General features: G+C 63.5%; 21 protein-coding genes and 1 pseudogene. 11 read left to right on the top strand and 11 right to left on the bottom strand.

Going from position 1 to position 21,628, the window contains the following annotated elements:
* Positions 1–20: 20 nt before the first annotated feature.
* The 7 genes and pseudogenes from A6V37_RS31350 to A6V37_RS31320 all read left to right on the top strand — a co-directional run.
* Positions 21–539 (top strand): annotated as a pseudogene (locus tag A6V37_RS31350) (formyltransferase); the annotation flags it as partial.
* Complete coding sequence (locus tag A6V37_RS31345; RefSeq protein ID WP_064269895.1) at positions 536–1,582, top strand: bifunctional UDP-4-keto-pentose/UDP-xylose synthase; 1,047 nt, start codon at positions 536–538, stop codon at positions 1,580–1,582. The pseudogene A6V37_RS31350 and the gene A6V37_RS31345, both read left to right, overlap by 4 nt.
* A 10-nt stretch (positions 1,583–1,592) precedes the next feature.
* Entirely contained in the window at positions 1,593–2,486 is an 894-nt protein-coding gene (locus tag A6V37_RS31340) for a polysaccharide deacetylase family protein (protein ID WP_064269894.1), read from the top strand.
* A gap of 152 nt (positions 2,487–2,638) precedes the next feature.
* On the top strand, positions 2,639–3,100 hold the full coding sequence (locus A6V37_RS31335) for a peroxiredoxin (protein ID WP_064269893.1): 462 nt from the start codon (positions 2,639–2,641) through the stop codon (positions 3,098–3,100).
* A gap of 347 nt (positions 3,101–3,447) precedes the next feature.
* The gene (locus A6V37_RS31330; RefSeq protein WP_064269892.1) at positions 3,448–5,307 is read left to right on the top strand and encodes a PhoH family protein; all 1,860 of its coding nucleotides are present in this window, start codon (positions 3,448–3,450) and stop codon (positions 5,305–5,307) included.
* 205 nt (positions 5,308–5,512) lie between these two features.
* A complete protein-coding gene (locus tag A6V37_RS31325) occupies positions 5,513–6,700 on the top strand; it encodes an NlpC/P60 family protein (protein ID WP_064269891.1) in 1,188 nt (395 codons plus the stop codon).
* Between the two features lie 52 nt (positions 6,701–6,752).
* Complete coding sequence (locus tag A6V37_RS31320; protein WP_064269890.1) at positions 6,753–7,559, top strand: SDR family oxidoreductase; 807 nt, start codon at positions 6,753–6,755, stop codon at positions 7,557–7,559.
* A 46-nt stretch (positions 7,560–7,605) separates the two neighbouring features.
* Here the strand turns inward: A6V37_RS31320 and A6V37_RS31315 are convergent, their stop codons facing one another.
* The 10 genes from A6V37_RS31315 to A6V37_RS31270 all read right to left on the bottom strand — a co-directional run bounded on the left by A6V37_RS31315 (position 7,606) and on the right by A6V37_RS31270 (position 15,406).
* Positions 7,606–8,616, bottom strand: coding sequence for an inorganic phosphate transporter (locus A6V37_RS31315; protein ID WP_064269889.1), 1,011 nt, complete (start codon positions 8,614–8,616; stop codon positions 7,606–7,608).
* Positions 8,616–9,242 (bottom strand): DUF47 domain-containing protein, encoded by a 627-nt coding sequence (locus A6V37_RS31310; RefSeq protein WP_064269888.1) that lies wholly within the window; start codon positions 9,240–9,242, stop codon positions 8,616–8,618. Before A6V37_RS31310 ends, A6V37_RS31315 begins: the two co-directional genes overlap by 1 nt.
* Positions 9,243–9,406: 164 nt before the next feature.
* Entirely contained in the window at positions 9,407–10,792 is a 1,386-nt protein-coding gene (locus A6V37_RS31305; RefSeq protein WP_064286694.1) for a replicative DNA helicase, read from the bottom strand.
* 132 nt (positions 10,793–10,924) lie between these two features.
* Positions 10,925–11,377 carry a 50S ribosomal protein L9 gene (rplI, locus tag A6V37_RS31300; protein ID WP_064269886.1) on the bottom strand — a complete coding sequence of 151 codons (453 nt, stop codon included), beginning with the start codon at positions 11,375–11,377 and terminating at the stop codon, positions 10,925–10,927.
* A gap of 27 nt (positions 11,378–11,404) precedes the next feature.
* Positions 11,405–11,680, bottom strand: coding sequence for a 30S ribosomal protein S18 (gene rpsR / locus A6V37_RS31295; protein ID WP_064269885.1), 276 nt, complete (start codon positions 11,678–11,680; stop codon positions 11,405–11,407).
* A 2-nt stretch (positions 11,681–11,682) separates the two neighbouring features.
* A complete protein-coding gene (gene priB, locus A6V37_RS31290; protein ID WP_064269884.1) occupies positions 11,683–11,982 on the bottom strand; it encodes a primosomal replication protein N in 300 nt (99 codons plus the stop codon).
* A gap of 50 nt (positions 11,983–12,032) precedes the next feature.
* Positions 12,033–12,407 (bottom strand): 30S ribosomal protein S6, encoded by a 375-nt coding sequence (gene rpsF, locus A6V37_RS31285; protein WP_064269883.1) that lies wholly within the window; start codon positions 12,405–12,407, stop codon positions 12,033–12,035.
* Positions 12,408–12,630: 223 nt separating this feature from the next.
* The gene (locus A6V37_RS31280; protein ID WP_064286693.1) at positions 12,631–13,572 is read right to left on the bottom strand and encodes an anti-sigma factor family protein; all 942 of its coding nucleotides are present in this window, start codon (positions 13,570–13,572) and stop codon (positions 12,631–12,633) included.
* Complete coding sequence (locus A6V37_RS31275) at positions 13,562–14,320, bottom strand: RNA polymerase sigma factor (RefSeq protein WP_064286692.1); 759 nt, start codon at positions 14,318–14,320, stop codon at positions 13,562–13,564. The genes A6V37_RS31280 and A6V37_RS31275 overlap by 11 nt, the downstream gene beginning before the upstream one ends.
* 171 nt (positions 14,321–14,491) lie before the next feature.
* On the bottom strand, positions 14,492–15,406 hold the full coding sequence (locus A6V37_RS31270) for a LysR family transcriptional regulator (RefSeq protein WP_064269880.1): 915 nt from the start codon (positions 15,404–15,406) through the stop codon (positions 14,492–14,494).
* A gap of 171 nt (positions 15,407–15,577) precedes the next feature.
* Here A6V37_RS31270 and gcl point away from each other — a divergent pair, with 171 nt between their 5' ends.
* The 4 genes from gcl (at position 15,578) to A6V37_RS31250 (ending at position 20,322) form a co-directional block, all read left to right on the top strand.
* Positions 15,578–17,353 carry a glyoxylate carboligase gene (gene gcl, locus A6V37_RS31265; RefSeq protein ID WP_064286691.1) on the top strand — a complete coding sequence of 592 codons (1,776 nt, stop codon included), beginning with the start codon at positions 15,578–15,580 and terminating at the stop codon, positions 17,351–17,353.
* Positions 17,354–17,469: 116 nt separating this feature from the next.
* Complete coding sequence (hyi, locus tag A6V37_RS31260) at positions 17,470–18,279, top strand: hydroxypyruvate isomerase (RefSeq protein ID WP_064269878.1); 810 nt, start codon at positions 17,470–17,472, stop codon at positions 18,277–18,279.
* A 140-nt stretch (positions 18,280–18,419) separates the two neighbouring features.
* Positions 18,420–19,328, top strand: coding sequence for a 2-hydroxy-3-oxopropionate reductase (locus A6V37_RS31255; RefSeq protein WP_064286690.1), 909 nt, complete (start codon positions 18,420–18,422; stop codon positions 19,326–19,328).
* A 592-nt stretch (positions 19,329–19,920) separates the two neighbouring features.
* On the top strand, positions 19,921–20,322 hold the full coding sequence (locus A6V37_RS31250; protein ID WP_064286689.1) for a DUF3597 domain-containing protein: 402 nt from the start codon (positions 19,921–19,923) through the stop codon (positions 20,320–20,322).
* Positions 20,323–20,501: 179 nt separating this feature from the next.
* On the opposite strand, the gene A6V37_RS31245 is transcribed toward A6V37_RS31250, so the two are convergent.
* Entirely contained in the window at positions 20,502–21,548 is a 1,047-nt protein-coding gene (locus A6V37_RS31245; RefSeq protein WP_064286704.1) for an asparaginase, read from the bottom strand.
* Positions 21,549–21,628: the final 80 nt, after the last annotated feature.

Genomic DNA, 21,628 nt, shown 5'->3' with positions numbered 1-21,628 from the left:
CCGGGACCGAATAGCCGCCCAAGCGGGATCGCGGCGCCATGATGGGGCAAACGCCGTGGCCGTTGCGTCCCGACGGCACCGCCGGGCAGGTATTCGACAAGGTCACGGTCGCCGCCGAGCAAACCCTGTGGCGCGTGCTGCCGGCCCTGCTGGCGGGCGAAGCGCCGCATCTGCCGAACGATCTCGCGCACGGCAGCTATTACGGCGGCCGCAAGCCGGAAGACGGCCGCATTGACTGGACGCAGCCGGCGCAGCAGGTCTACAACCTGATCCGCGCGGTCGCGCCGCCCTATCCCGGCGCTTTCACGGACCTCGGCGGCGCGCGTTTCATCGTGGCGCGCGCGCGCCTCGCCACGCCTGGCGCGCTTCGCTCGGATTTGCCCCCGGGCCTGCACGTAAGCGATAATGCCTTTCTTGCGATATGCGGCGACGGCCGCGCGATCGCCATCCACGAATTGCGGCGCCAGCACGACGGCAGCGAGGCTGTCGTCACTCCGGCCGAATTCGCCCAGTTCATCCAAACTCCCCGTCATTCATGAAAAAAGTCCTGATTCTGGGTGTGAACGGCTTCATCGGCCATCACCTGTCCAAACGCATTCTCGAAACGACCGATTGGGAAGTCTTCGGGATGGACATGCAGACCGAACGTCTGGGCGACCTCGTCAATCATGAGCGGATGCACTTCTTCGAAGGCGACATCACGATCAACAAGGAGTGGGTGGAATATCACGTCAAGAAATGCGATGTGATCCTGCCGCTCGTCGCAATCGCCACGCCCGCCACGTACGTGAAGCAGCCGCTGCGCGTGTTCGAACTCGACTTCGAGGCAAACCTGCCGATCGTGCGTTCGGCCGTCAAGTACGGCAAGCACCTCGTGTTTCCGTCGACCTCCGAGGTCTACGGCATGTGCACGGACGAGCAGTTCGATCCGGAAGAATCGCAACTGTCGTACGGCCCGATCAACAAGCCGCGCTGGATCTACGCATGCTCGAAGCAGTTGATGGACCGCGTGATCTGGGGCTACGGCATGGAAGGCCTGAACTTCACGCTGTTCCGTCCGTTCAACTGGATCGGCCCGGGCCTCGACTCGATCTATACGCCGAAGGAAGGCAGCTCGCGCGTGGTCACGCAGTTCCTCGGCCATATCGTGCGCGGCGAGAACATCAGCCTCGTGGACGGCGGTGCGCAAAAGCGCGCGTTCACGGACATCGACGACGGCATCGGCGCGCTGATGAAGATCATCGAGAACAAGGACGGCGTCGCCACGGGCAAGATCTACAACATCGGCAACCCGACCAACAATTTCTCGGTGCGTGAACTCGCGCACAAGATGCTCGCGCTCGCCGCCGAATTCCCGGAATACGCCGAGACGGCCAAGCAGGTGCAACTGGTCGAAACGTCCTCGGGCGCGTACTACGGTACGGGCTACCAGGACGTGCAGAACCGCGTGCCGAAGATCGACAACACGATGCAGGAACTCAGCTGGGCGCCGAAGTCGACCTTCGACGAAGCGCTGCGCAAGATTTTCGAAGCGTATCGCGGCCACGTCGCGGAAGCACGCGCACTCGTCGAACAGCAATAAGGGCTGATCCTTGGCTCGTATCGTCCTGAAGATCGACGTCGACACGCTGCGCGGCACCCGCGAAGGCGTGCCGAATCTCGCGCGCATCTTCGACCGTTTCAAGGCGCGCGCCACTTTCCTCTTCAGCCTCGGACCCGACCACACCGGCTGGGCCATGCGCCGCGTGCTGCGGCCGGGCTTTCTGAAGAAAGTGTCGCGCACCTCGGTGGTCGAGCACTACGGCGTGAAGCAGTTGATGTACGGCGTGCTGCTGCCCGGTCCGGACATCGGCGCCAAGGCTTCGGCGGAAATGCGCGCGATCCATGAAGCCGGCTTCGAATGCGGCATTCATACGTGGGATCACGTGTACTGGCAGGACAACGTGCGCGGGAAAGACCGCACATGGACCGCCGCGCAAATGCAGAAAAGCCACCAGCGCTTCATCGAGGTATTCGGCGCGCCGCCAGTCACGCACGGCGCGGCGGGCTGGCAGATGAACGGCCATGCGTTCGAGCAGATCGACGCGTGGGGCATGCATTACGCGTCCGACGGCCGCGGCCACTCGCCGTATCTGCCGGTAGTCAACGGCCGCACGCTCGCGCATGTGCAGATGCCCACCACACTGCCCACGCTCGACGAAGTGCTCGGCGTGGACGGTGTCGATCTGCACAACGTCGCCGCCTGGATGTTGAAGCACACCGAAAACAATCCGCACGATCAGGTGTTCACGCTGCATGCGGAGCTCGAAGGGCAAAAGCTCGCACCGATCTTCGAACAGCTGCTGCAAGGCTGGCGCGCGCAAGGTCACAGCTTCGCGACCATGGGCGATTACTACGCCACGCTAGACCGCAGCACGCTGCCATCGTACCCTGTTACGTGGGGCGAAATTCCAGGGCGTTCCGGCGAGCTGATCGTTCAGCCCTGACGGGCCAGTCCGGCGCCGGTCTACCGCCGGCTCCCGCCACCCGGCCGCCGCGCGAGAGCATGCCGCGCACCGGCTGCCCTTACCCCAAGTCTCGATGCCAGGCCGGCGCCGCCGCACTGATCCGTCGCCGGCCACTACAACTGGAGAACCTCGTGCCCATCGCAGTCGACCAACCCATCCCCGACTTCACCGCCCCCGCTACCGGTGGCGAGATCACGCTGTCCAAGCTGCGGGGCAAGAAGGTGGTGCTGTATTTTTATCCGAAGGACAACACGCCGGGCTGCACGACCGAAGGTCTGCAGTTCCGCGATCTGTATCCGAAGTTCAAAAAGGCCGGCGCGGAGATCCTCGGCGTGTCGCGCGACAGCCTGCGCTCGCATGACAATTTCAAGGCAAAGCTCGAACTGCCCTTCCCGTTGATCTCGGATTCCGACGAAGCGTTGTGCGCGCTCTTCAACGTCATCAAAATGAAGAAAATGTATGGCAAAGAAGTAAGGGGAATTGAACGCTCCACGTTCCTGATCGACGGTGAAGGCGTGCTGCGCCAGGAGTGGCGTGGCGTGAAAGTACCAGGGCACGTCGACGCTATTCTGGAGGCTGTACAAGCGCTTTGAGGCGCGTTATATTGGGTTGCAATGAGTGCCTGTCCACCCCACACATTTCGCCGCTGCACCGAATCCGACGGCCGCTTTGCCGGTTCTGTCGGAGCCATCAGGCGCAACGTGAGTTTTGAAGGCGAGCCGCTTGCCCCGTACACCGGGGCGGCGGCTTTTTTAATTGCGCGTCGCCGTTCGTTCACTCGGCTGCGCGTTTCCGTTAAGGAGCCGATCGAAGACCAGGCGAACCGGCATCTCTAGACCGAATGCGCGCCTCCGGGCGCAAACTGCGTGCTCGTTCACCGGCACCAGCAGAATGCGACAGGCGGCGCACGATATGTGACCCGATTAATTCGAGGGAAACCATGCCTTTGCCTACCCCCCCCAGCAAGCTCGGCAATCTCCTGCCGCCTGACGAATACAAGGCGAAAGCCGCCACCCCGGCGCGCTCCGCCGCGAAGAAACAGGCCGGCGACGCAGAGACCGCCGAGCCCGCTGACTACGGACGCGCGAATGTCGCCACGCCGATGGCGCGCGCCGCCAATGCCGCGACCACGTTGCGGCCCGTGCCGGCATCGTCGGCGCCCGCAGCTGCCTCGGTAGAGCAAGCCGCTCCGGCGCCGCGCCGCAAAACCCGGCAGACCGCAGCCCTGCTGCAACCGGTTCCCGCCAATCGTCCGCAGGCTGAACCGGCCAGCCCGGCTGTCGAGCCGCAACCGGCCGTTGCCCGCGCGCCGAGCGCGAAGCAGGCCGACGCGAGCGCGCCCGGCGCCGCCGCGCAAGCCAAACGCGGCGCCAGCAAGAAACGCGGTGCAGCTGACGCCCCGGCCGAAGTCCAGAAGCTCTTCGTGCTCGACACGAACGTGCTGATGCACGATCCGAGCTGCCTGTTCCGTTTCGAGGAACACGACGTCTATCTGCCGATGATGACGTTGGAAGAACTCGACAACCACAAGAAGGGCATGTCGGAAGTCGCTCGCAACGCGCGTCAGGTCAGCCGCACGCTGGACGCGCTGGTGGCGAATGCCGGCAACATCTCCGACGGCATTTCGCTGGCGCGTCTGGGCAGCCGTGAAGCGTCCGGGCGTCTGTACTTCCAGACCAAGCTCAACGCCATCGAGCCCGTGGAAGGTCTGCCGGAAGGCAAGGCCGACAACCAGATCCTCGGCGTGGTGCGCGCGTTGCAGCGCGACCGGATGGATCGCCAGGTCGTTCTGGTGTCGAAAGACATCAACATGCGCATCAAGGCGCACGCGCTCGGCCTGCCCGCTGAAGACTATTTCAACGACCAGGTGCTCGAAGACAGCGATCTGCTGTATTCCGGCATCCGCGCGCTGCCCCAGGATTTCTGGACCAAGCACGCGAAGGGCATGGAAAGCTGGCAGGACACCAAGACCGGTACCACGTACTACCGTGTCACGGGTCCGCTGTGCGCGTCGATGCTGGTCAACGAATTCGTCTATCTGGAGCCGCAAAACGGCGAGCCGGCGTTTCATGCGCTGGTGCGCGAGCTGAACGGCAAGACGGCGCTGCTGCAAACCTTGCGCGACTACGGCCACCACAAGAACAACGTGTGGGGCATCACGGCGCGCAATCGCGAGCAGAACTTTGCGCTGAACCTGTTGATGAATCCGGAAATCGACTTCGTCACGCTGCTGGGCCAGGCCGGCACCGGCAAGACGCTGGTCGCGCTCGCCGCCGGTCTCGCGCAGGTGCTCGACGACAAGCGCTACAACGAGATCATTGTCACGCGCGCAACCGTGCCGGTCGGCGAAGACATCGGCTTCCTGCCGGGTACCGAGGAAGAAAAAATGCAGCCGTGGATGGGTGCATTCGACGACAACCTCGAAGTCCTGCAGAAGACCGACGACGCAGCCGGCGAATGGGGCCGCGCCGCGACCCAGGAGCTGATCCGTTCGCGCCTGAAGGTCAAGAGCATGAACTTCATGCGCGGCCGCACGTTCGTGGACAAGTATCTGATCATCGACGAGGCGCAAAACCTGACGCCGAAACAGATGAAGACGCTGGTCACGCGCGCGGGTCCGGGCACGAAGATCATCTGTCTGGGCAATATCGCGCAGATCGATACGCCGTACCTGACCGAAGGCAGTTCGGGGCTGACGTACGTGGTCGACCGCTTCAAGGGCTGGGCGCACAGCGGGCACGTGACGCTGGCGCGCGGCGAGCGCTCGCGCCTTGCTGACTACGCATCCGAAATTCTTTAAGTTTCAGCTAGTTAGCATCACCGCAAAGCCGCGTTCGGAGCAATCCGGACGCGGCTTTTTTCTTTACGATGCGTCTTTGACAGGCAACACTTAGCGCACGAACTTCAAGTAATTTGTCAAGAAATCTTGCCGGAGCGACGTGCCAAGGGCTACCATCCCGACATTGCCCGTCGTTAAACGGGCGTTTACCGCTCTGCCCGCCTTCATGCGCCGACTCGCCGTTTCGCTGCTGACCGTGCTGCTGCTCGCCGCTTGTGCCGGCGCGCCGCAGAACACGTCGTCGCGCGGGTCGGGTGGTTCGGTCGTCGTGACCAACGGCGCGTATCATGCGCCGCCGCCGGGTTTTCCAAATTTCGTCGACCATAGCATTGGTCGGGAAGAAATCTCGATTCAGGCGATGAGCCTCGTCGGCATTCCGTACCGTTGGGGCGGCAATACGCCTGATAGCGGCTTTGATTGCAGCGGCCTGGTTCGTTATGTCGTCTCGCGGGCCGCGTCGGTCAATCTGCCGCGCACCACCGCGGACATGAGCGGGCGCGGCGAGTCGATCGAGCCGGACGGAATTGCGCCGGGCGATCTGATTTTCTTCAACACCACGGGGCGCCCGCATTCGCACGTCGGCATATATGTCGGCAAGCTGCGCTTTGTTAATGCGCCGTCGACGGGTGGCACAGTACGCCTCGATTATTTGACCAATCCTTATTGGGCCAAGCGCTTCGACGGTATTCGCCGCGTTGCTGGACCGGCCGCGAGCCCGGCGCCGTTCGATACCCCGAGCTATCAGGCCGCGGCGCCGCAGCCTGCGCCAGCGTATGCCGGTGCGGCGGCAGCAGTGGAGCCGACTTCGGCCAGGACAGCGCCACAGCCGCCGGCCTATGGCTCGGGCGCGGCACAGCCCCAGTCACAATGGCAATCCCAGCAGGCGACCCGTGTCGCGACAGCGCCTCGTGCGCCGTTGACTACGGAAGCTCCGTCCGTCACCGCTACGACTGCGGTCGCAGCGGCACCGCAAGCTGATCCGTTTGAACCGCCTCCGCCAGGCATGAGCGCAGCGCAGATACAGGCGCGCGCGGCCGGTGCGGTATCACCGACGGCGCAGCCGTCCGCTCAGGCAAGCACGGATGACGCCAACGCCGGCTCACCGGCCCAGCGACAGTCGACGGCCGCGCAAACGGCAGCCGCCCGCGCGCCCGACGCTATCGATGCCGCCGCCGATGCCTTCGAGCCGCCACCGCCCGCTTCAGTCGCCGCGCGTCAGGCCCGCCAGGCGCAGCAAGCCGACGAGAGCGGCAATGTGCAGATCATGCGCGCCTCGACCGCCTCGCGTGGCGTGCCCGCCCCCACGCAGACCAACGACGACCCCATCGCCCGTTTCGCCAACGGCAACTTCTGACGCCGCCGATCTGCTATCGTCATCGATATTCTTCTGACAGCGGGTGGTGACGATGGATTTAGGGCTGAAAGACAGAGTCGTGTTGATCACGGGCGGCAGCAAGGGAATCGGCTTTGCGTGCGCTCGCGCGTTCGCGCTGGAGGGCGCGAAAGTCGCAATCGTCTCGCGCGATCCCGCCAACCTGGCACGCGCTTACGAGCAGTTAAAGCAGGAAGGTCTGCACGTGCATCGAACCCGTGCCGATCTGCACGAGCCGCACAGCGCCGCCGATGTCGTCGAGGAAGTCAGCACCGCGGTCGGCCCGATCGACGTGCTGGTCAACAGCGCCGGCGCGGCGCGCCGCTACGACCCGGAAACGCTCGACGCCGACGCCTTCCGCGCCTCCATGGAAGCGAAATACTTCCCCTACATCTATCCCCAGCAGGAAGTGCTGCGTCGCATGGCCGAGCGCGCCAAGTCTGGCCAGGGCGGCGAGCCCGGCACGATCGTCAACATCATCGGTATGGGCGGCAAGATGGCGAGCGACATCCACATCGCCGGCGGCGCCGCGAATGCCGCGCTGATGCTCGCCACGGTCGGCCTCGCCCACTACTACGCGCGCTACGGCATCCGCATCAACGCGATCAATCCCGGCGCGACGCTGACCGAGCGCGTCGAGGAACAGGTCAAGATGGAAGCCACGCAGCAAGGCATCGGCAACGCGGACGCACTCGCGCGCGGGCAAGCCAAGGTGCCGCTAGGACGCTATGCGCAACCGGAGGAAATTGCCGACGTCGCACTGTTTCTGGCGAGCCGCCGCGCGAGCTATGTGACGGGCGCCATTGTCCCAATGGATGGAGGCAGCACGCCGCTGATCTAGCCGGCGTGCCTCATTGATGGCGCGGCGGATTCTGCCCGCCGCGCGCTTACAGGAAGCGGTGGCCGAGCCACCAGGCAGCCGCCGCCAGCGCCGCGGAGGCCGGAATCGTCAGAATCCACGCCCAGACGATGTTGCCGGCCACGCCCCAACGCACCGCGCTCAGCTTCTGCGTTGCGCCGACCCCGACGATGGCGCCGGTGATCGTATGCGTGGTGGACACCGGAATGCCGAGCCACGAAGCGGTAAACAGCGTGATCGCGCCGCCCGACTCCGCGCAAAAACCGCCGACCGGCTTGAGCTTGGTAATCTTCTGGCCCATCGTGCGGACGATCCGCCAGCCGCCGAACAGCGTGCCGATACCCATCGACAGATAGCAGCCGCCGATCACCCACAGCGGCGGCGCGTCCGCGATCGACGACGCATAGCCGGTCGCGATCAGCAGCATCCAGATAATACCGATGGTTTTCTGCGCGTCGTTACCGCCGTGGCCAAGGCTGTATAGCCCCGCGGAGATCAGTTGCAGGCGGCGGAAGCGCCGGTCGACCTTGCTCGGCGGCGTGCGGAAATAGATCCACGACACCAGCAGCATGAAGAACGATCCGAGCACGAAACCGAGCAGCGGCGAGACGATGATGAAGGTCACCGTCTTCATCAGGCCGTCGAAATTGAGCGAACCCCAGCCCGACTTGGCGAGCGCCGCGCCCACCAGCCCGCCGATCAGCGCATGCGAGGAGCTCGACGGAATGCCGTAATGCCAGGTGATGATGTTCCAGCCAATCGCACCGACGAGCGCTCCGAAAATCACGTAGTGATCGACGATGCTGGGGTCGATCGTGCCCTTGCCGACGGTCGCGGCCACTTTCAGGTGGAACACGAAATACGCGATGACGTTGAACGCGGCCGCGAAGGCGACCGCCTGCTGCGGCTTCAGCACGCCGGTCGAGACGACCGTGGCGATCGAGTTCGCGGCGTCGTGAAAACCGTTCATGAAGTCGAATATCAGCGCGACAGCGACCAGGCCGGCCACGACCCAGATGGCGAGTTGTATCGATTGCATTATGCGTTTTCCAGCACGATGCCTTCGATGATGTTCGCTACATCCTCACACTTGTCCGTGATCGTCTCGAGCAGTTCGTAAATCGCTTTCAGCTTGATCAGGGTCTTGACGTCGTCTTCTTCGCGGAACAGTTTCGACATGGCCGAGCGCAGCACGCGGTCGGCCTCCGATTCCAGCCGGTCGATGTCTTCGCACGCCTTCAGGATCTGGCTAGCCTGCTTCATGTCCGACAGCAGGCTGACAGCGAATTGCACGCGCTCGGAGGTCGCCGTGCAGATGTGCGCCAGCTGGCTCGCCTCGGAGGTCACCGCCTGCACGTCGTACAGCGAGATAGCGGTGGCGACGTCCTCCATCAGGTCGAGGATGTCGTCCATCGTGGTGATGAGCTTGTGGATTTCGTCGCGGTCGAGCGGCGTGATAAAGGTCTTGTGCAGCAGATCGATGGCTTCGTGCGTGAGCTTGTCCGCAGCCTTTTCGGCTTTCTGCACGTTCTGCTTGTGGGCTTCGGCGTCCTGCAGGTTGTCGATCAGCAGCTCGAGTTCGCGGCTTGCCGAGACGATGCACGTTGCGTGCGCATTGAAAATTTCAAAGAACTTGCCCTCGGTGGGCATGAATCGACCGAACATTGAGATCCCGAAAATTGGTCACATTTGTGGCTGACATAAAACCGCCATATTGTACCGTTGCGAGACCCTGGCCGCACTTTCGAAAGCGCCGTTACAACAGGCGCTTCCGTTTTCTCTTCACTTATTTCCGCACTTGTTCCTTCACTGCCCCTGCATTCGCCTCATTAGTCGCTGTAGAAATTCTGCGCGCCGGCAAAGTTATCGAACTTCGTGAATTGACCATGGAACGTGAGTCGAACGGGCCCGATCGGACCGTTACGCTGCTTGCCGATAATGATTTCGGCCGTGCCTTTGTCCGGACTGTCCGGGTTGTAGACCTCGTCGCGGTAAATGAACAGGATCACGTCGGCATCCTGCTCGATAGCGCCCGACTCTCGCAGGTCCGACATGATCGGCCGCTTGTTCGGACGCTGCTCGAGGCCACGGTTGAGCTGCGACAACGCTATCACCGGCACGTCGAGCTCCTTAGCGAGACTCTTCAGCGAACGCGAGATTTCCGAGATTTCGGTCGCGCGGTTTTCACCTGACGACGAGCCGCTCATGAGCTGAAGGTAGTCGATGATGATAAGACCAAGCTTGCCGCACTGGCGCGACGAGCGGCGCGCCCGCGAGCGCAGTTCCATCGGGTTCAGGCCACCGGTTTCGTCGATGAAAATCTGCGCCTCGCTCATTTTCTGCACGGCGTGCGTGAGCTTCGGCCAATCCTCATCGGTCAGGCGCCCGGTTCGCATGCGGTGCTGATCCAGCCGACCCACCGAGCCGAGCATACGCATGGTGAGCTGCGAGCCCGGCATTTCCATGGAGAACACCGCGACCGGCAAACCGTACTCGACCGCCACGTATTCGCCGACGTTCATCGAAAACGCCGTCTTACCCATCGAAGGACGGCCCGCGACGATGATCAGTTCGCCGCCGTGCATGCCCGATGTCATGCGGTCCAGATCGACGAAGCCGGTCGGCGTGCCGGTCACGTCGCTCGGATTGGCGGTGTGGTACAGCGTATCGATCCGCTCGACCACTTCCGTGAGCAGCGGCCCGATTTCCAGGAAGCCTTGCGTGCCGCGCGCGCCGTCTTCGGCAATCGAAAACACCTTCGACTCGGCCTCGTCCAGCAACTGGCGCACTTCCTTGCCTTGCGGGTTGAACGCGTCGGCGGAAATTTCGTCGGCCACCGACACCAGCCGGCGCAGCACCGCGCGATCGCGCACGATTTCCGCGTAGCGGCGGATGTTGGCCGCGCTCGGCGTGTTCTGAGCGAGCGCATTCAGGTACGCCAGCCCGCCGACCTCTTCTGCCTTACCGGAGGTGCCGAGCGCCTCGTACACGGTGATCACGTCGGCCGGCCGCGTGGCCGCGATCAGCTTGCCGATGTGCTCGAAGATGATGCGGTGGTCGTAGCGGTAAAAATCGCTTTGTGACAGAAAATCGGCGATGCGGTCCCATGCGGCATTGTCGAGCAGCAGGCCGCCCAATACCGATTGCTCGGCTTCGATCGAATGCGGCGGGACTTTCAGCGACTCGAGTTGGGGATCTTTGGACGGTGCGTTCATGGAGAGGAATTATCGGGTAAATCGGGCGATTGCGGCGAGGGACAAGCTAAAAAGCAGGCATAAAAAAACAGGGGCCGGTTTCCCGGCCCCTGCTCTTTGCCAGCAACATCCTGGCCAATACTACCTGATGCTTTAGACGTGCTCGCCGATCACAGCCACCGTCACATCGACCAGAACGTCGGTGTGCAGCGAAACTTGAACCGGGTGCTCGCCGACGATCTTCAGCGGGCCTTCCGGCAGACGCACTTGCGCCTTTTCAACCGTGAAGCCGGCCTTGACCAGTGCGTCAGCGATGTCAGCGTTCGTCACCGAGCCGAACAGACGGCCGTCGACGCCGGCCTTTTGGCCGATCTGAACCGTCGAGCCTGCCAGCTTTTCGCCTTGAGCCTGAGCGGCCGCCAGCTTTTCAGCGGCGATCTTTTCGAGTTCTGCGCGGCGGACTTCGAATTCAGCCAGCGCTTCCTTCGTTGCACGGCGAGCTTGCTTGTTCGGGATCAGGAAGTTACGTGCGTAACCGTCCTTGACCTTCACGATATCGCCCAGGTTACCCAGATTGACGACTTTTTCCAGAAGAATGATTTGCATTCAGATGCTCCTTATCGCGTCGTCGGGTTAGGCCTTGTGCTGGTCGGTGTACGGCATCAGCGCGAGGAAACGCGCGCGCTTGATTGCCGTGTCCAGCTGGCGTTGATAGTGCGACTTCGTACCCGTGAGACGCGCCGGCGTGATCTTGCCGTTTTCGCCGATGAAGTCCTTCAGCGTATCGAGGTCCTTGTAGTCGATGTGATCGACGTTAGCGGCCGTGAAACGGCAGAACTTCTTGCGCTTGAAGAGCGGATTTTGTTGCTGACGACGCTTGTCGAATTTCTTACCAGTCGGGCGGGGCATGTTCAGTCCTTTCCAATGTCCTGCAATGCTGTGATGTGAAATACCAGAGTTCTTGCGTTGCGGTGTTTCTTGGCCAGAAAGCCTGTGAAGAGCGTTTCCACGCCCATCTGACAGCTTTCCAGCTTACCGCTCGCCTCGCCTGCGGCAACCGCCTGCATGGTCAGTTCGACTTGCCGGGCAATTCCGGCTTCGACCACTTCCGTGCGGTGCTGCAACGTGCAGCCTGCAATCGGAACGCCGGCGGGGGTATACCGCACCGGTTCGCGTTCGACGACGCTGGCCGTGAGTTGCAGCCGGTTCATGTGCCCTTTGGCGAGAACGACGCTGAGTCTGGTAGCTTAAATAGTGTGTCTTAAGCCTGCGCTTCGGACGGTTGCGTAGCAGCCGACTTCTTGGCTTCTTCGCGCTGCACTTCCTTCATCATCGGCGACGGGGCCGTTTCGGCCTTCTTCATCTTGACGATCAGGTGACGCAGAACAGCGTCGTTGAACTTGAATGCGTGTTCCAGCTCGTCGAGCGTGGTCTGGTCGCATTCGATGTTCATGCAGACGTAGTGAGCCTTCGCGAGTTTCTCGATCATGTAGGCCAGTTGGCGACGGCCCCAGTCTTCGATACGGTGGATCTGGCCACCGTGCGAGGTGATCGTGGACTTGTAACGCTCGATCATTGCGGGCACTTGCTCGCTTTGATCCGGGTGCACGATAAATACGATTTCGTAATGACGCATATTCACTCCTTGTGCTGACTTATGGATTAAAGCCACCCGGGCGTCGGAACCGGTGTGGCAAGTGAGAAGCCCACGACTATAACCCGAATAGGGCCGAGTTGCAAGATATCCAGTGATTGCGCCGCGCGATTCGGGTGTGTTTTCAAGGGTTTAGGCGGCGGCCGGTGATCTGCAGACAACCTGCGGGCCACCGGCAGGCGGCCCGCGAGCGCTCCCGGCGCCCCTACGAGCCGGTTTCCGTGCGCGCGCTGCCGCTTTGCAGGCGCGTCTTCAGCGCTGCTTCCAGGCCGCTCAGCGCATCGGGCGCGGCGTCCGAGATCGCCCACCAGGTCATGCCTTCCGCGTCCCAGTGCGCGATCGAGTAGCCGTCGCGACCGAGCGCGGCGGGCAGCGCGCCGTCCGCGCCGACCGAGGCGGTCTGCGGAAAGACGTACACGTCGATCACATGCTTCTGGTAGCGATACACGAGCACAGCCACCCGCTGATGAGCGAGGTAGTCGAGCCGCCCGCCTTCCAGAGCGAAGCCGCTCGCCGCCAGATCTTCGACCGGCGGCGCATAGTCGAGCCGGCCGTTGAACCACGGCTTGACCGTGTGGCGGTCGGTCGAAATCACGTCGATGTCGCGTCCAGACACTTGCGCGCGCACATGGCTTTCCACCAGTTCGTCGGCGAACGGCCCGCCGTCCGCCGAACGGAGCCCATTCAGCGCGACGCCCGCCGCCACCGCACCCAGTACGACCAACAGAGCGGCGGCCCAGCCAGGAGCGAAGATCCGCCCGAAACCGCCAGCAGCAACCGGCCCGCCCATGCCACCCATGCCGCCACGCGGCGCACTGCGCCAGCCGTCCAGCAAACGATCGAGCCAGCCGCGCCGCGCACGCTCGCGCGGCGGCGCATCGGCGCTCGGAGCCGGAGCCGGAGCTTTCGCCGTGTCGACCGCTTCGTCGGTACCGGGCAATCCCGCGACGATACGCTCGCGCAGCGACTGCGGCGCACGATGATAAGGTGCAGCGCGCAGCGCGCTGCTCAGGGCTCGCAAGCCTTCGCTTTCACGCCGGCAGGCGTCGCAGCTCTCGATATGCTGCTGGACACGGCGGGCGTCCGGCGCGGGCAATTCATGATCGGCGTTCGCATCGAGGAGCGGCCGCGCTTCCTTACAGTCCATCTGGCGTCTCCTGAGCGTTGCCGGCGGCGGTGCCGCCGGGTGGGTTGAGTGGCCGGCCGCCGTTGGCGGAAGCCCGTAGCGGCGTTACCGTCGCCGTGACCGCGCCTGTGGCCGATCTGCCGGCGTGCGCTTCGTCGTCGGGCGACGCGCACATCGGCGCCCCGCGTGGCGACGCCCCGCCTTGCCGCGCCTCCAGCAACGCGGCGAGCTTGCGGCGCCCCCGGGCGAGCCGGGACATTACCGTGCCGATCGGCACGTCCGCCACCGCTGCGATCTCCCGGTAGCCCATCTCCTCGAGTTCGCGCAGTATCAAGACCTCGCGGTACTCGACCGGCAACTGCGCGAGCGCCTCGTGCACGAGCTTCGTATTCTCCTCACGGATCAGCAGCGCCTGCGGGTCGGCGCCCCCTGCACTCCAGCCGTCGAAGGTCGCATCGTCCATGGTGTCGTCGAACTCGACTGTTTCATGCGACGACGCACGCCGCCGCCATTCCGTGTACCAGGTGCGGCGCACGATCGCCAGCAGCCACGGCCGCGCCGAGTCGCCGCGAAAGGTGTCGAAAAACCGGAACGCGCGCATGAACGCTTCCTGCACGACGTCGTCGGCGTCGCTGGCGTTGCCGCACAACCAGCGCGCGAGGTTGTACGCGGCGTCGAGGTGCGGCAACGCCAGCTGCTGAAAGCGGCGGCTCCTCGCTGCGTCGGTCTCGCCAGTCGCGCGGACAGGTTCTGAATCGGTCTGGACCACCTCGGCCCTCCAGGGCATTGCGGCTGTGCTGCGTGGTTCGCTGCGTGGTTTGCTGCGTAGTCGGTCATGATGCTCTCTACACCGCATAACCGGGCATTCGCCGAGTTTATTCCCGCCGCCGCGGCAACTCCGCAAAAAAATCGGCGCGGCCGTCCTCGGCCGGACCGCCTGCTAGTAGGACGGGCGGTTCCAGTAATCCTCGCTGGCGTACACCTCTTTCAGATAGTCGATGAAATAGCGCACCTTGGCCGGCACGTACCGCTGCTGCGGGTAGACCGCGAGAATGTCGTAGTCGGGCAGCGCGAATTCGTCGAGCACGGTTTCCAGCTCGCCACGCGCGAGTTGCTGCTGGATCTCCCACGTGGAGCGCCAGCCGAGCCCGAGCCCTTCCGACACCCAGCGGTGCAGCAGCTCGCCGTCGTTGCAGTCGAGCGTGCCGCCCACCCGCACCGTCGCCAGCTTGCCGTTGCGGCGGAAGTACCAGCCGCGGTTCTGCCCGCCCTGCAGGTTGAAGGCAAGACAGTTGTGCTGCGGCAGGTCTTCGAGCGTTTTCGGTTTGCCGTATTTGGCAAAGTAGGCCGGCGTGCCGCACACCACGCGCCGGTTCGACGCCAGCTTCACCGCGACGAAATTCGGATCGACCGCGCCGCCGATGCGGATCGACAGGTCGTAACCCTCGCGCACCAGATCCACCACCCGGTCGGTCAGATTGAACGACACCTGCAATTCCGGCTTGTCGGCGAGAAACGCCGGCGCCAGCGGCGCGACATGCTTGCGGCCAAACGCCGCGGGCGCCGACACGATCAGATGCCCGTTCACCGCGCGCCGCCCGGCGCTCAGTTCGTTTTCGGCCTGATCCCACTCGCTCAGCAGGCCGCGGCAGCGCTCCAGAAACGCCGCGCCGTCTTCGCTCACCACCAGCCGCCGCGTCGAGCGATACATCAACTTCACGCCGAGGCGCTTTTCCAGCGCGTCGATGCGCCGGCCGAGAATCACCGGCGACACGCCCTCTTCCAGTGCGGCCGCCGCGAGGCTGCCCGCGTCCGCGACACGCACAAAGGTTTCGATCTGTTTGAAGCGGTCCATCGTCGTCTCCTACTGGCGGCACACCGGGGCCTCACGCCAAGGCCTGGGGCCATTCCATACTTTTTGTTTCGAAATAAGCGACCCGGACTGATCTTATCAAACCTTTAAGGCAGGCCTAAAGTGCACTCAACACCTTTATTTCGCCCATTTCCAGATATTCAGGAGACATTCATGGCCAAGATGAGAGCCGTCGACGCAGCCGTTCTGGTGCTCGAAAAAGAAGGCATCGAGACCGCATTCGGCGTTCCGGGCGCAGCGATCAACCCGTTCTACTCGGCCATGCGCAAGGCAGGCAACATCAGCCACGTGCTGGCGCGCCACGTCGAAGGCGCTTCGCATATGGCCGAAGGCTACACGCGCGCAGCACCGGGCAACATCGGCGTGTGTATCGGCACGTCGGGCCCCGCCGGTACCGACATGATCACCGGTTTGTACTCGGCTCAGGCTGACTCCATTCCTATTCTCGCTATCACGGGCCAGGCGCCGCGCGCGCGTCTGTACAAGGAAGACTTCCAGGCCGTCGATATCGAATCGATCGCCAAGCCCGTCACCAAGTGGGCCGTGACCGTGCGTGAGCCGGCGCTGGTGCCGCGCGTGTTCCAGCAGGCATTCCACCTGATGCGCTCGGGCCGTCCGGGTCCGGTGCTGGTCGACCTGCCGATCGACGTGCAGCTCGCCGAGATCGAATTCGACATCGACACATACGAGCCGCTGCCGGTCTACAAACCGAAAGCGACGAAGAAGCAGATTGAAGCCGCATTGACGCTGCTGAACAACGCCGAGAAGCCGCTGATCGTCTCGGGTGGCGGCGTGCTGAACGCAGCCGCTGAAGACCTGCTCGTGACGTTCGCTGAAACCGTCGGCGTGCCGGTGATCCCGACGCTGATGTCGTGGGGCGCGATTCCGGACGACCATCCGCTGATGGCCGGCATGGTCGGTCTGCAAACTTCGCACCGCTACGGCAACGCGACGATGCTGGCCTCCGACTTCGTGCTCGGCATCGGCAACCGCTGGGCGAACCGTCATACGGGCAGCGTCGAGGTTTACACCAAGGGCCGTAAGTTCGTGCACGTGGATATCGAGCCGACGCAGATCGGCCGCGTGTTCGGTCCGGACCTCGGCATCGTCTCCGACGCGAAGGCCGCGCTCGAACTGTTCGTCGAAGTGGCGAAGGAATGGAAGGCCGCCGGCAAGCTGAAAGACCGCAGCGCGTGGGTCGCAGACTGCCAGGAGCGCAAGCGCACCCTGCTGCGCAAGACGCACTTCGACAACGTGCCGATGAAGCCGCAGCGCGTCTACGAAGAGATGAACCAGGTGTTCGGCCGCGATACGCGCTACATCAGCACGATCGGTCTGTCGCAGATCGCCGGCGCGCAGTTCCTGCACGTCTACAAGGCGCGCAACTGGATCAACTGCGGCCAGGCAGGCCCGCTCGGCTGGACGATTCCGGCGGCGCTCGGTGTTCGCGCAGCGGATCCGAAGAGCCCGATCGTCGCGCTGTCCGGCGACTACGACTTCCAGTTCATGATCGAAGAGCTGGCAGCCGGCGCGCAGTTCAAGCTGCCGTACGTGCACGTGGTGGTGAACAACTCGTACCTCGGCCTGATCCGCCAGGCACAGCGCGCGTTCGACATGGACTTCTGCGTGCAGCTCGGTTTCGAGAACATCAACTCGCCGGAAACGAACGGCTATGGCGTGGATCACGTCGCCGTCGCGGAAGGTCTGGGTTGCAAGGCGATCCGCGTGTTCAAGCCGGAAGAACTGAAGCCCGCGCTGCAAAAAGCCCAGGCGATGCTCTCCGAGTTCAACGTGCCGGTGATCGTCGAAGTGATCCTCGAACGTGTGACCAACATTTCGATGGGCACCGAGATCGACGCGATCAACGAGTTCGAAGAACTGGCAGAGAAGCGCCAGGACGCGCCGACCGCCATCAGCATGCTCGACTAAGGCTGCTGACGCGTTGAGTAGCGCATTTGGTAAATGAGCATCACGTGAAGGCGAACGCCCTGTGCGTTCGCCTTCACGAAGTTTTTCCACTGACCGACCAGAGAGACTGACCCACCATGCCGAAGTTTGCAGCCAATCTCACCATGCTGTTCAACGAAGTCCCGTTTCTCGACCGCTTTGCGGCCGCGGCGAACGCGGGCTTTAACGCCGTCGAATTCCTGTTTCCGTACCCCTTCAAGATCGCCGAGCTGAGCGAGCGTCTCGAGCAGAACAACCTGAAGCTGGTGCTGCACAACCTGCCTGCGGGCAACTGGGAAGCGGGCGAGCGCGGTATCGCGTGCCTGCCCGACCGTGTCGGCGAGTTCCAGGAAGGTGTGGGCCGCGCGATCGAATATGCCAGCGCACTGAAGGTGCCGCAACTGAACTGCCTCGTCGGCATTCCGACGGCAGGCGTCGACGCGGACAAGGCGCGCTCGACCATCGTCGAGAACCTGCGCTTTGCCGCGGGCGAATTGAAAAAGGCCGGCATCAGGCTGCTGGTCGAACCGTGCAACTCGTACGACATTCCGGGCTTCGCGCTGAACCGTTCGGGCGAAGGGCTCGACGTGATCCGCGCGGTCGGTTCGGACAATCTGTTCCTGCAATACGACATCTATCACATGCAACGGATGGAAGGCGAACTCGCGGCAACCATCAAGAAGAACCTGCCGCAGATCGCGCACATCCAGCTTGCCGACAACCCGGGCCGCAACGAACCGGGCACCGGCGAAATCAACTACCCGTTCCTGTTCAACCTGCTCGACTCGCTCGGCTACGAAGGCTACGTCGGTTGCGAATACAAGCCGCTCACGACGACCGCCGCCGGCCTCGGCTGGCTGCAGAGCGTGGCCGGGCAAACCCGCGGCGCCGCCCACGCCGCTGCCTGAACGCCATCGCGGCGAATTCAGGCGCATGACGCCCTGAAGGACATCCCCTCGCGGGACCCCGAATGGGGCAGCCCATATGGGCCAGCCCCAGTGGGCCAACCCCAATGGGTCAACCCAAACAACACTGGAGATTCAGACACATGGCAAAGATCGGTTTCATCGGCCTCGGTATCATGGGCGCGCACATGGCGCGCAACCTCATCAAGGGCGGTCACTCGCTGTTCGTGAACGGCGCGTACCCGGTGCCGGAAGATCTGAGCAAATCGGCGAGCGTCGTCGCCAATTCCACCGCTGTCGCGCAAGCTGCGGACGTCGTCATCATCATGGTGCCGGATACGCCTGACGTCGCGAACGTGCTGTTCGCCGACGACGGCGTCGCCGCCGGCCTCACGGCGGGCAAGCTGGTGATCGACATGAGCTCGATCTCCCCGCTCGACACGCAAGCCTTCGCGAAGAAGATCAACGCACTCGGCTGCGATTACCTGGACGCGCCGGTCTCCGGCGGCGAAGTCGGTGCACGCGAAGCGTCGCTGACGATCATGGTGGGCGGCCCGGAAAAGTCGTTCGCCATCGCCAAGCCGCTGTTCGAACTGATGGGCAAGAACATCTCGCTGATCGGCGACAACGGCGCGGGCCAGACCTGCAAGGTCGCGAACCAGATCATCGTCGCGCTGAACATCGAAGCCGTGGCGGAAGCCCTGCTGTTCGCGTCGCGTTCGGGCGCCGATCCGGAGCGCGTGCGCAAGGCCCTGATGGGCGGCTTCGCGGCGTCGCGGATTCTGGAAGTGCACGGCGAGCGCATGACCAAGCGCACGTTCAATCCGGGTTTCCGAATCGAGCTGCACCAGAAGGATCTGAACCTCGCACTCGACGGCGCGCGCAAGCTCGGCATCGCCGTGCCGCATACGGCGAGCGCCCAGCAACTGTTCAGCGTGTGCGCGGCAAACGGCGGCAAGGCATGGGATCACTCGGCCATGGTCCGCGCGCTGGAAATCATGGCGAACTACGAAGTCGCGCAAGCGCCGGATAGCGAAGTCAAGGCTGCTTGATAGCGGTCAGATGAGCGCAGTCAAGTGATCGCGTTCAATTAAACAGTCGTATGGATTGCCATGATGGTTGCATCGTCAACCGCATGGCAATCGCAGGTGGGGCGCTCGTTTCGTCGTGCGGCAAGCACGGCGAAGCGGGCAAATCGTGCCGCTCTGGGCTGAGAGCGGCAAGTGGGGTCCGCAGCGGCACCCGGCGGCGCCGGGGAAGCCTTGGTCGGTCAGACGTCGTCGTCGGGTGTCCGGCTGTCGGATTTCATCGTTATGCAATTTCCGCCATGCTCCCGTAGCATGGTGCACCATTCTCCGCGCATCATTGCACGCACGCTTGCATTTGCTTGCAACTGCCCGCGCCCTCGTCTACGTTATTTGACACATCTCCCCGCGCTTTTCTCCTAAACTCGTTGAGTCTGGTTGCGGGCGTATTTGTTCAGGCGCGTGCGCTCAATTGCATGTGCTTAAGTGCATGTGTTCAAGTGCGGCTTGCCGATCATGGCAACGCATGTCCTCTGGTTCGTTCGCCCGATTCCCGACCCGTGTTCAAACCGCGAGCGAATTTGGCTCGCGCCAGTAACCCCTCTGCAAAGGATTCAGAATGAGCATCTTTGGTGACATCGTAAACAAGCTCTTCGGCAAAGCGAAGCCCGACCAGCCTGCGCCTGCGGTTGAGCCGACACCGGATCCGGCCGCGGCGCAAGCTGCTGCACCGGCAGACACACCGGCGCCCGCGCCGCTGGCCGACGTCGACGTCGCTGCCGTGATGGACCAGTTCGTGAGTGAAAGCGGGCAAACGCTGAACTGGCGCACGTCGATCGTCGACACGCTGAAAGCGCTTGGCGTCGACAGCAGCCTCGAACATCGCAAGCAGCTCGCCCAGGAGCTGAAGTACACCGGCGACACGAACGATTCGGCAAGCATGAACATCTGGCTGCACAAGCAGGTGATGCAGGCGCTGGCGGCAAACGGCGGGAAGCTGCGGCCGGATCTGGCGGGCTAACGGTTTTTCCCGGCCTGCCAGAATTTGCCGGCACAGCTCATTTCCGGCAACAGCGATAAACCTCGAGCTGAAACGACAACGCGGCGCCCGGGTCGATGACCTGGGCGCCGCGTTGTCATTCAGGCGTCACGCGCGGGACACGGTTCTGACTTTGAACCAGGCCGTCCACGCCAAATCAATCAATACGTATCGAATATCTTCTGCAACGCGACCGGCCCCGTGGCGCCCGCGGCCAACGCCAGCATCAGCAGCACTCGCGCCTTGTACGGATTCAGCGAGCCCGCGCTGACAAAACCGAGCGCGTCGTCGGCGGCCGCGCCGTTGCGCATCACATGCCCCGACCCCACGCGCGACGAACGCACCACCGCCACGCCTTGCGAAGCCGCGTCGGTCAATGCTTGCTGTAGCGAGGCGTGAATCGAGCCATTCCCCGTACCGGCCACCACGATAGCGCGCACCCCCGCGGCGACCAGCGCATCCACGGCGATCCGCGACACGCCCGCGTAACTCGCGACAATTTCCACATGCGGCCACTGCGCGCCGATCACGAATTCGGTAGCAAGAGTATGCGGGCGCACCACGCCGCGCTGGAATTCGACGAGGCCGTCCTGCACCCAGCCGAGCGCACCGATTTCGGGCGACTGGAACGCGTCGACCGCGTAAGTACTCGTCTTGACCACGTCGCGTGCGCTGTGGATCTTGTTGTTGAAAGCCACCAGCACGCCCTGCCCGCGCGAGCCGGCATGCGCCGCGACCGTCACCGCATTCAGCAGATTCAGCGGACCGTCGGCGGAGAGAGCCGACGCCGGACGCATGGCCGCCGTCAGCACGACCGGCTTGTCCGACTTGACGGTCAGGTGCAGCAGATACGCGGTTTCCTCGAGCGTGTCGGTGCCGTGCGTCACCACCACACCGTCGATGTCGTCAGCGGCGAGCAGCGTGTTGATGCGTTGCGCGAGCGTGGTCCACAGCGGCATCGCCATGTCTTTGCTGTCGACGCTGGCAATCTGTTCGGGCGCGATCCGCGCCACGTTGGATAGAGCCGGCACGACCGACAGCAACTGATCGACGCCAACCACACCCGCCTGATAGCCGGATGTGTTGGTGGCGTCGGCGGCCGCGCCTGCAATGGTGCCGCCGGTTGCCAGCACGGCGATGCGCGGCAGCAGCGGCGGCGTGGCGCCTGCGCCCGAAGGCGCCGGGGAAGAGGAAGTCGAGGTATTCATGGCGGCGATTGTAAGCGATGCGCCGCGCGCCGCCATGCGTTTAACAACGCATTGCCGGTCGATTTATGTCGGGCCAGCGC

The sequence above is a fragment of the Paraburkholderia ginsengiterrae genome, assembly GCF_001645125.1.
In the GTDB taxonomy this organism is placed as follows: domain Bacteria; phylum Pseudomonadota; class Gammaproteobacteria; order Burkholderiales; family Burkholderiaceae; genus Paraburkholderia; species Paraburkholderia ginsengiterrae.
The sequence above is the reverse complement of the archived record's forward strand: the minus strand, read 5'-3'. Positions and strand labels throughout refer to the sequence as shown.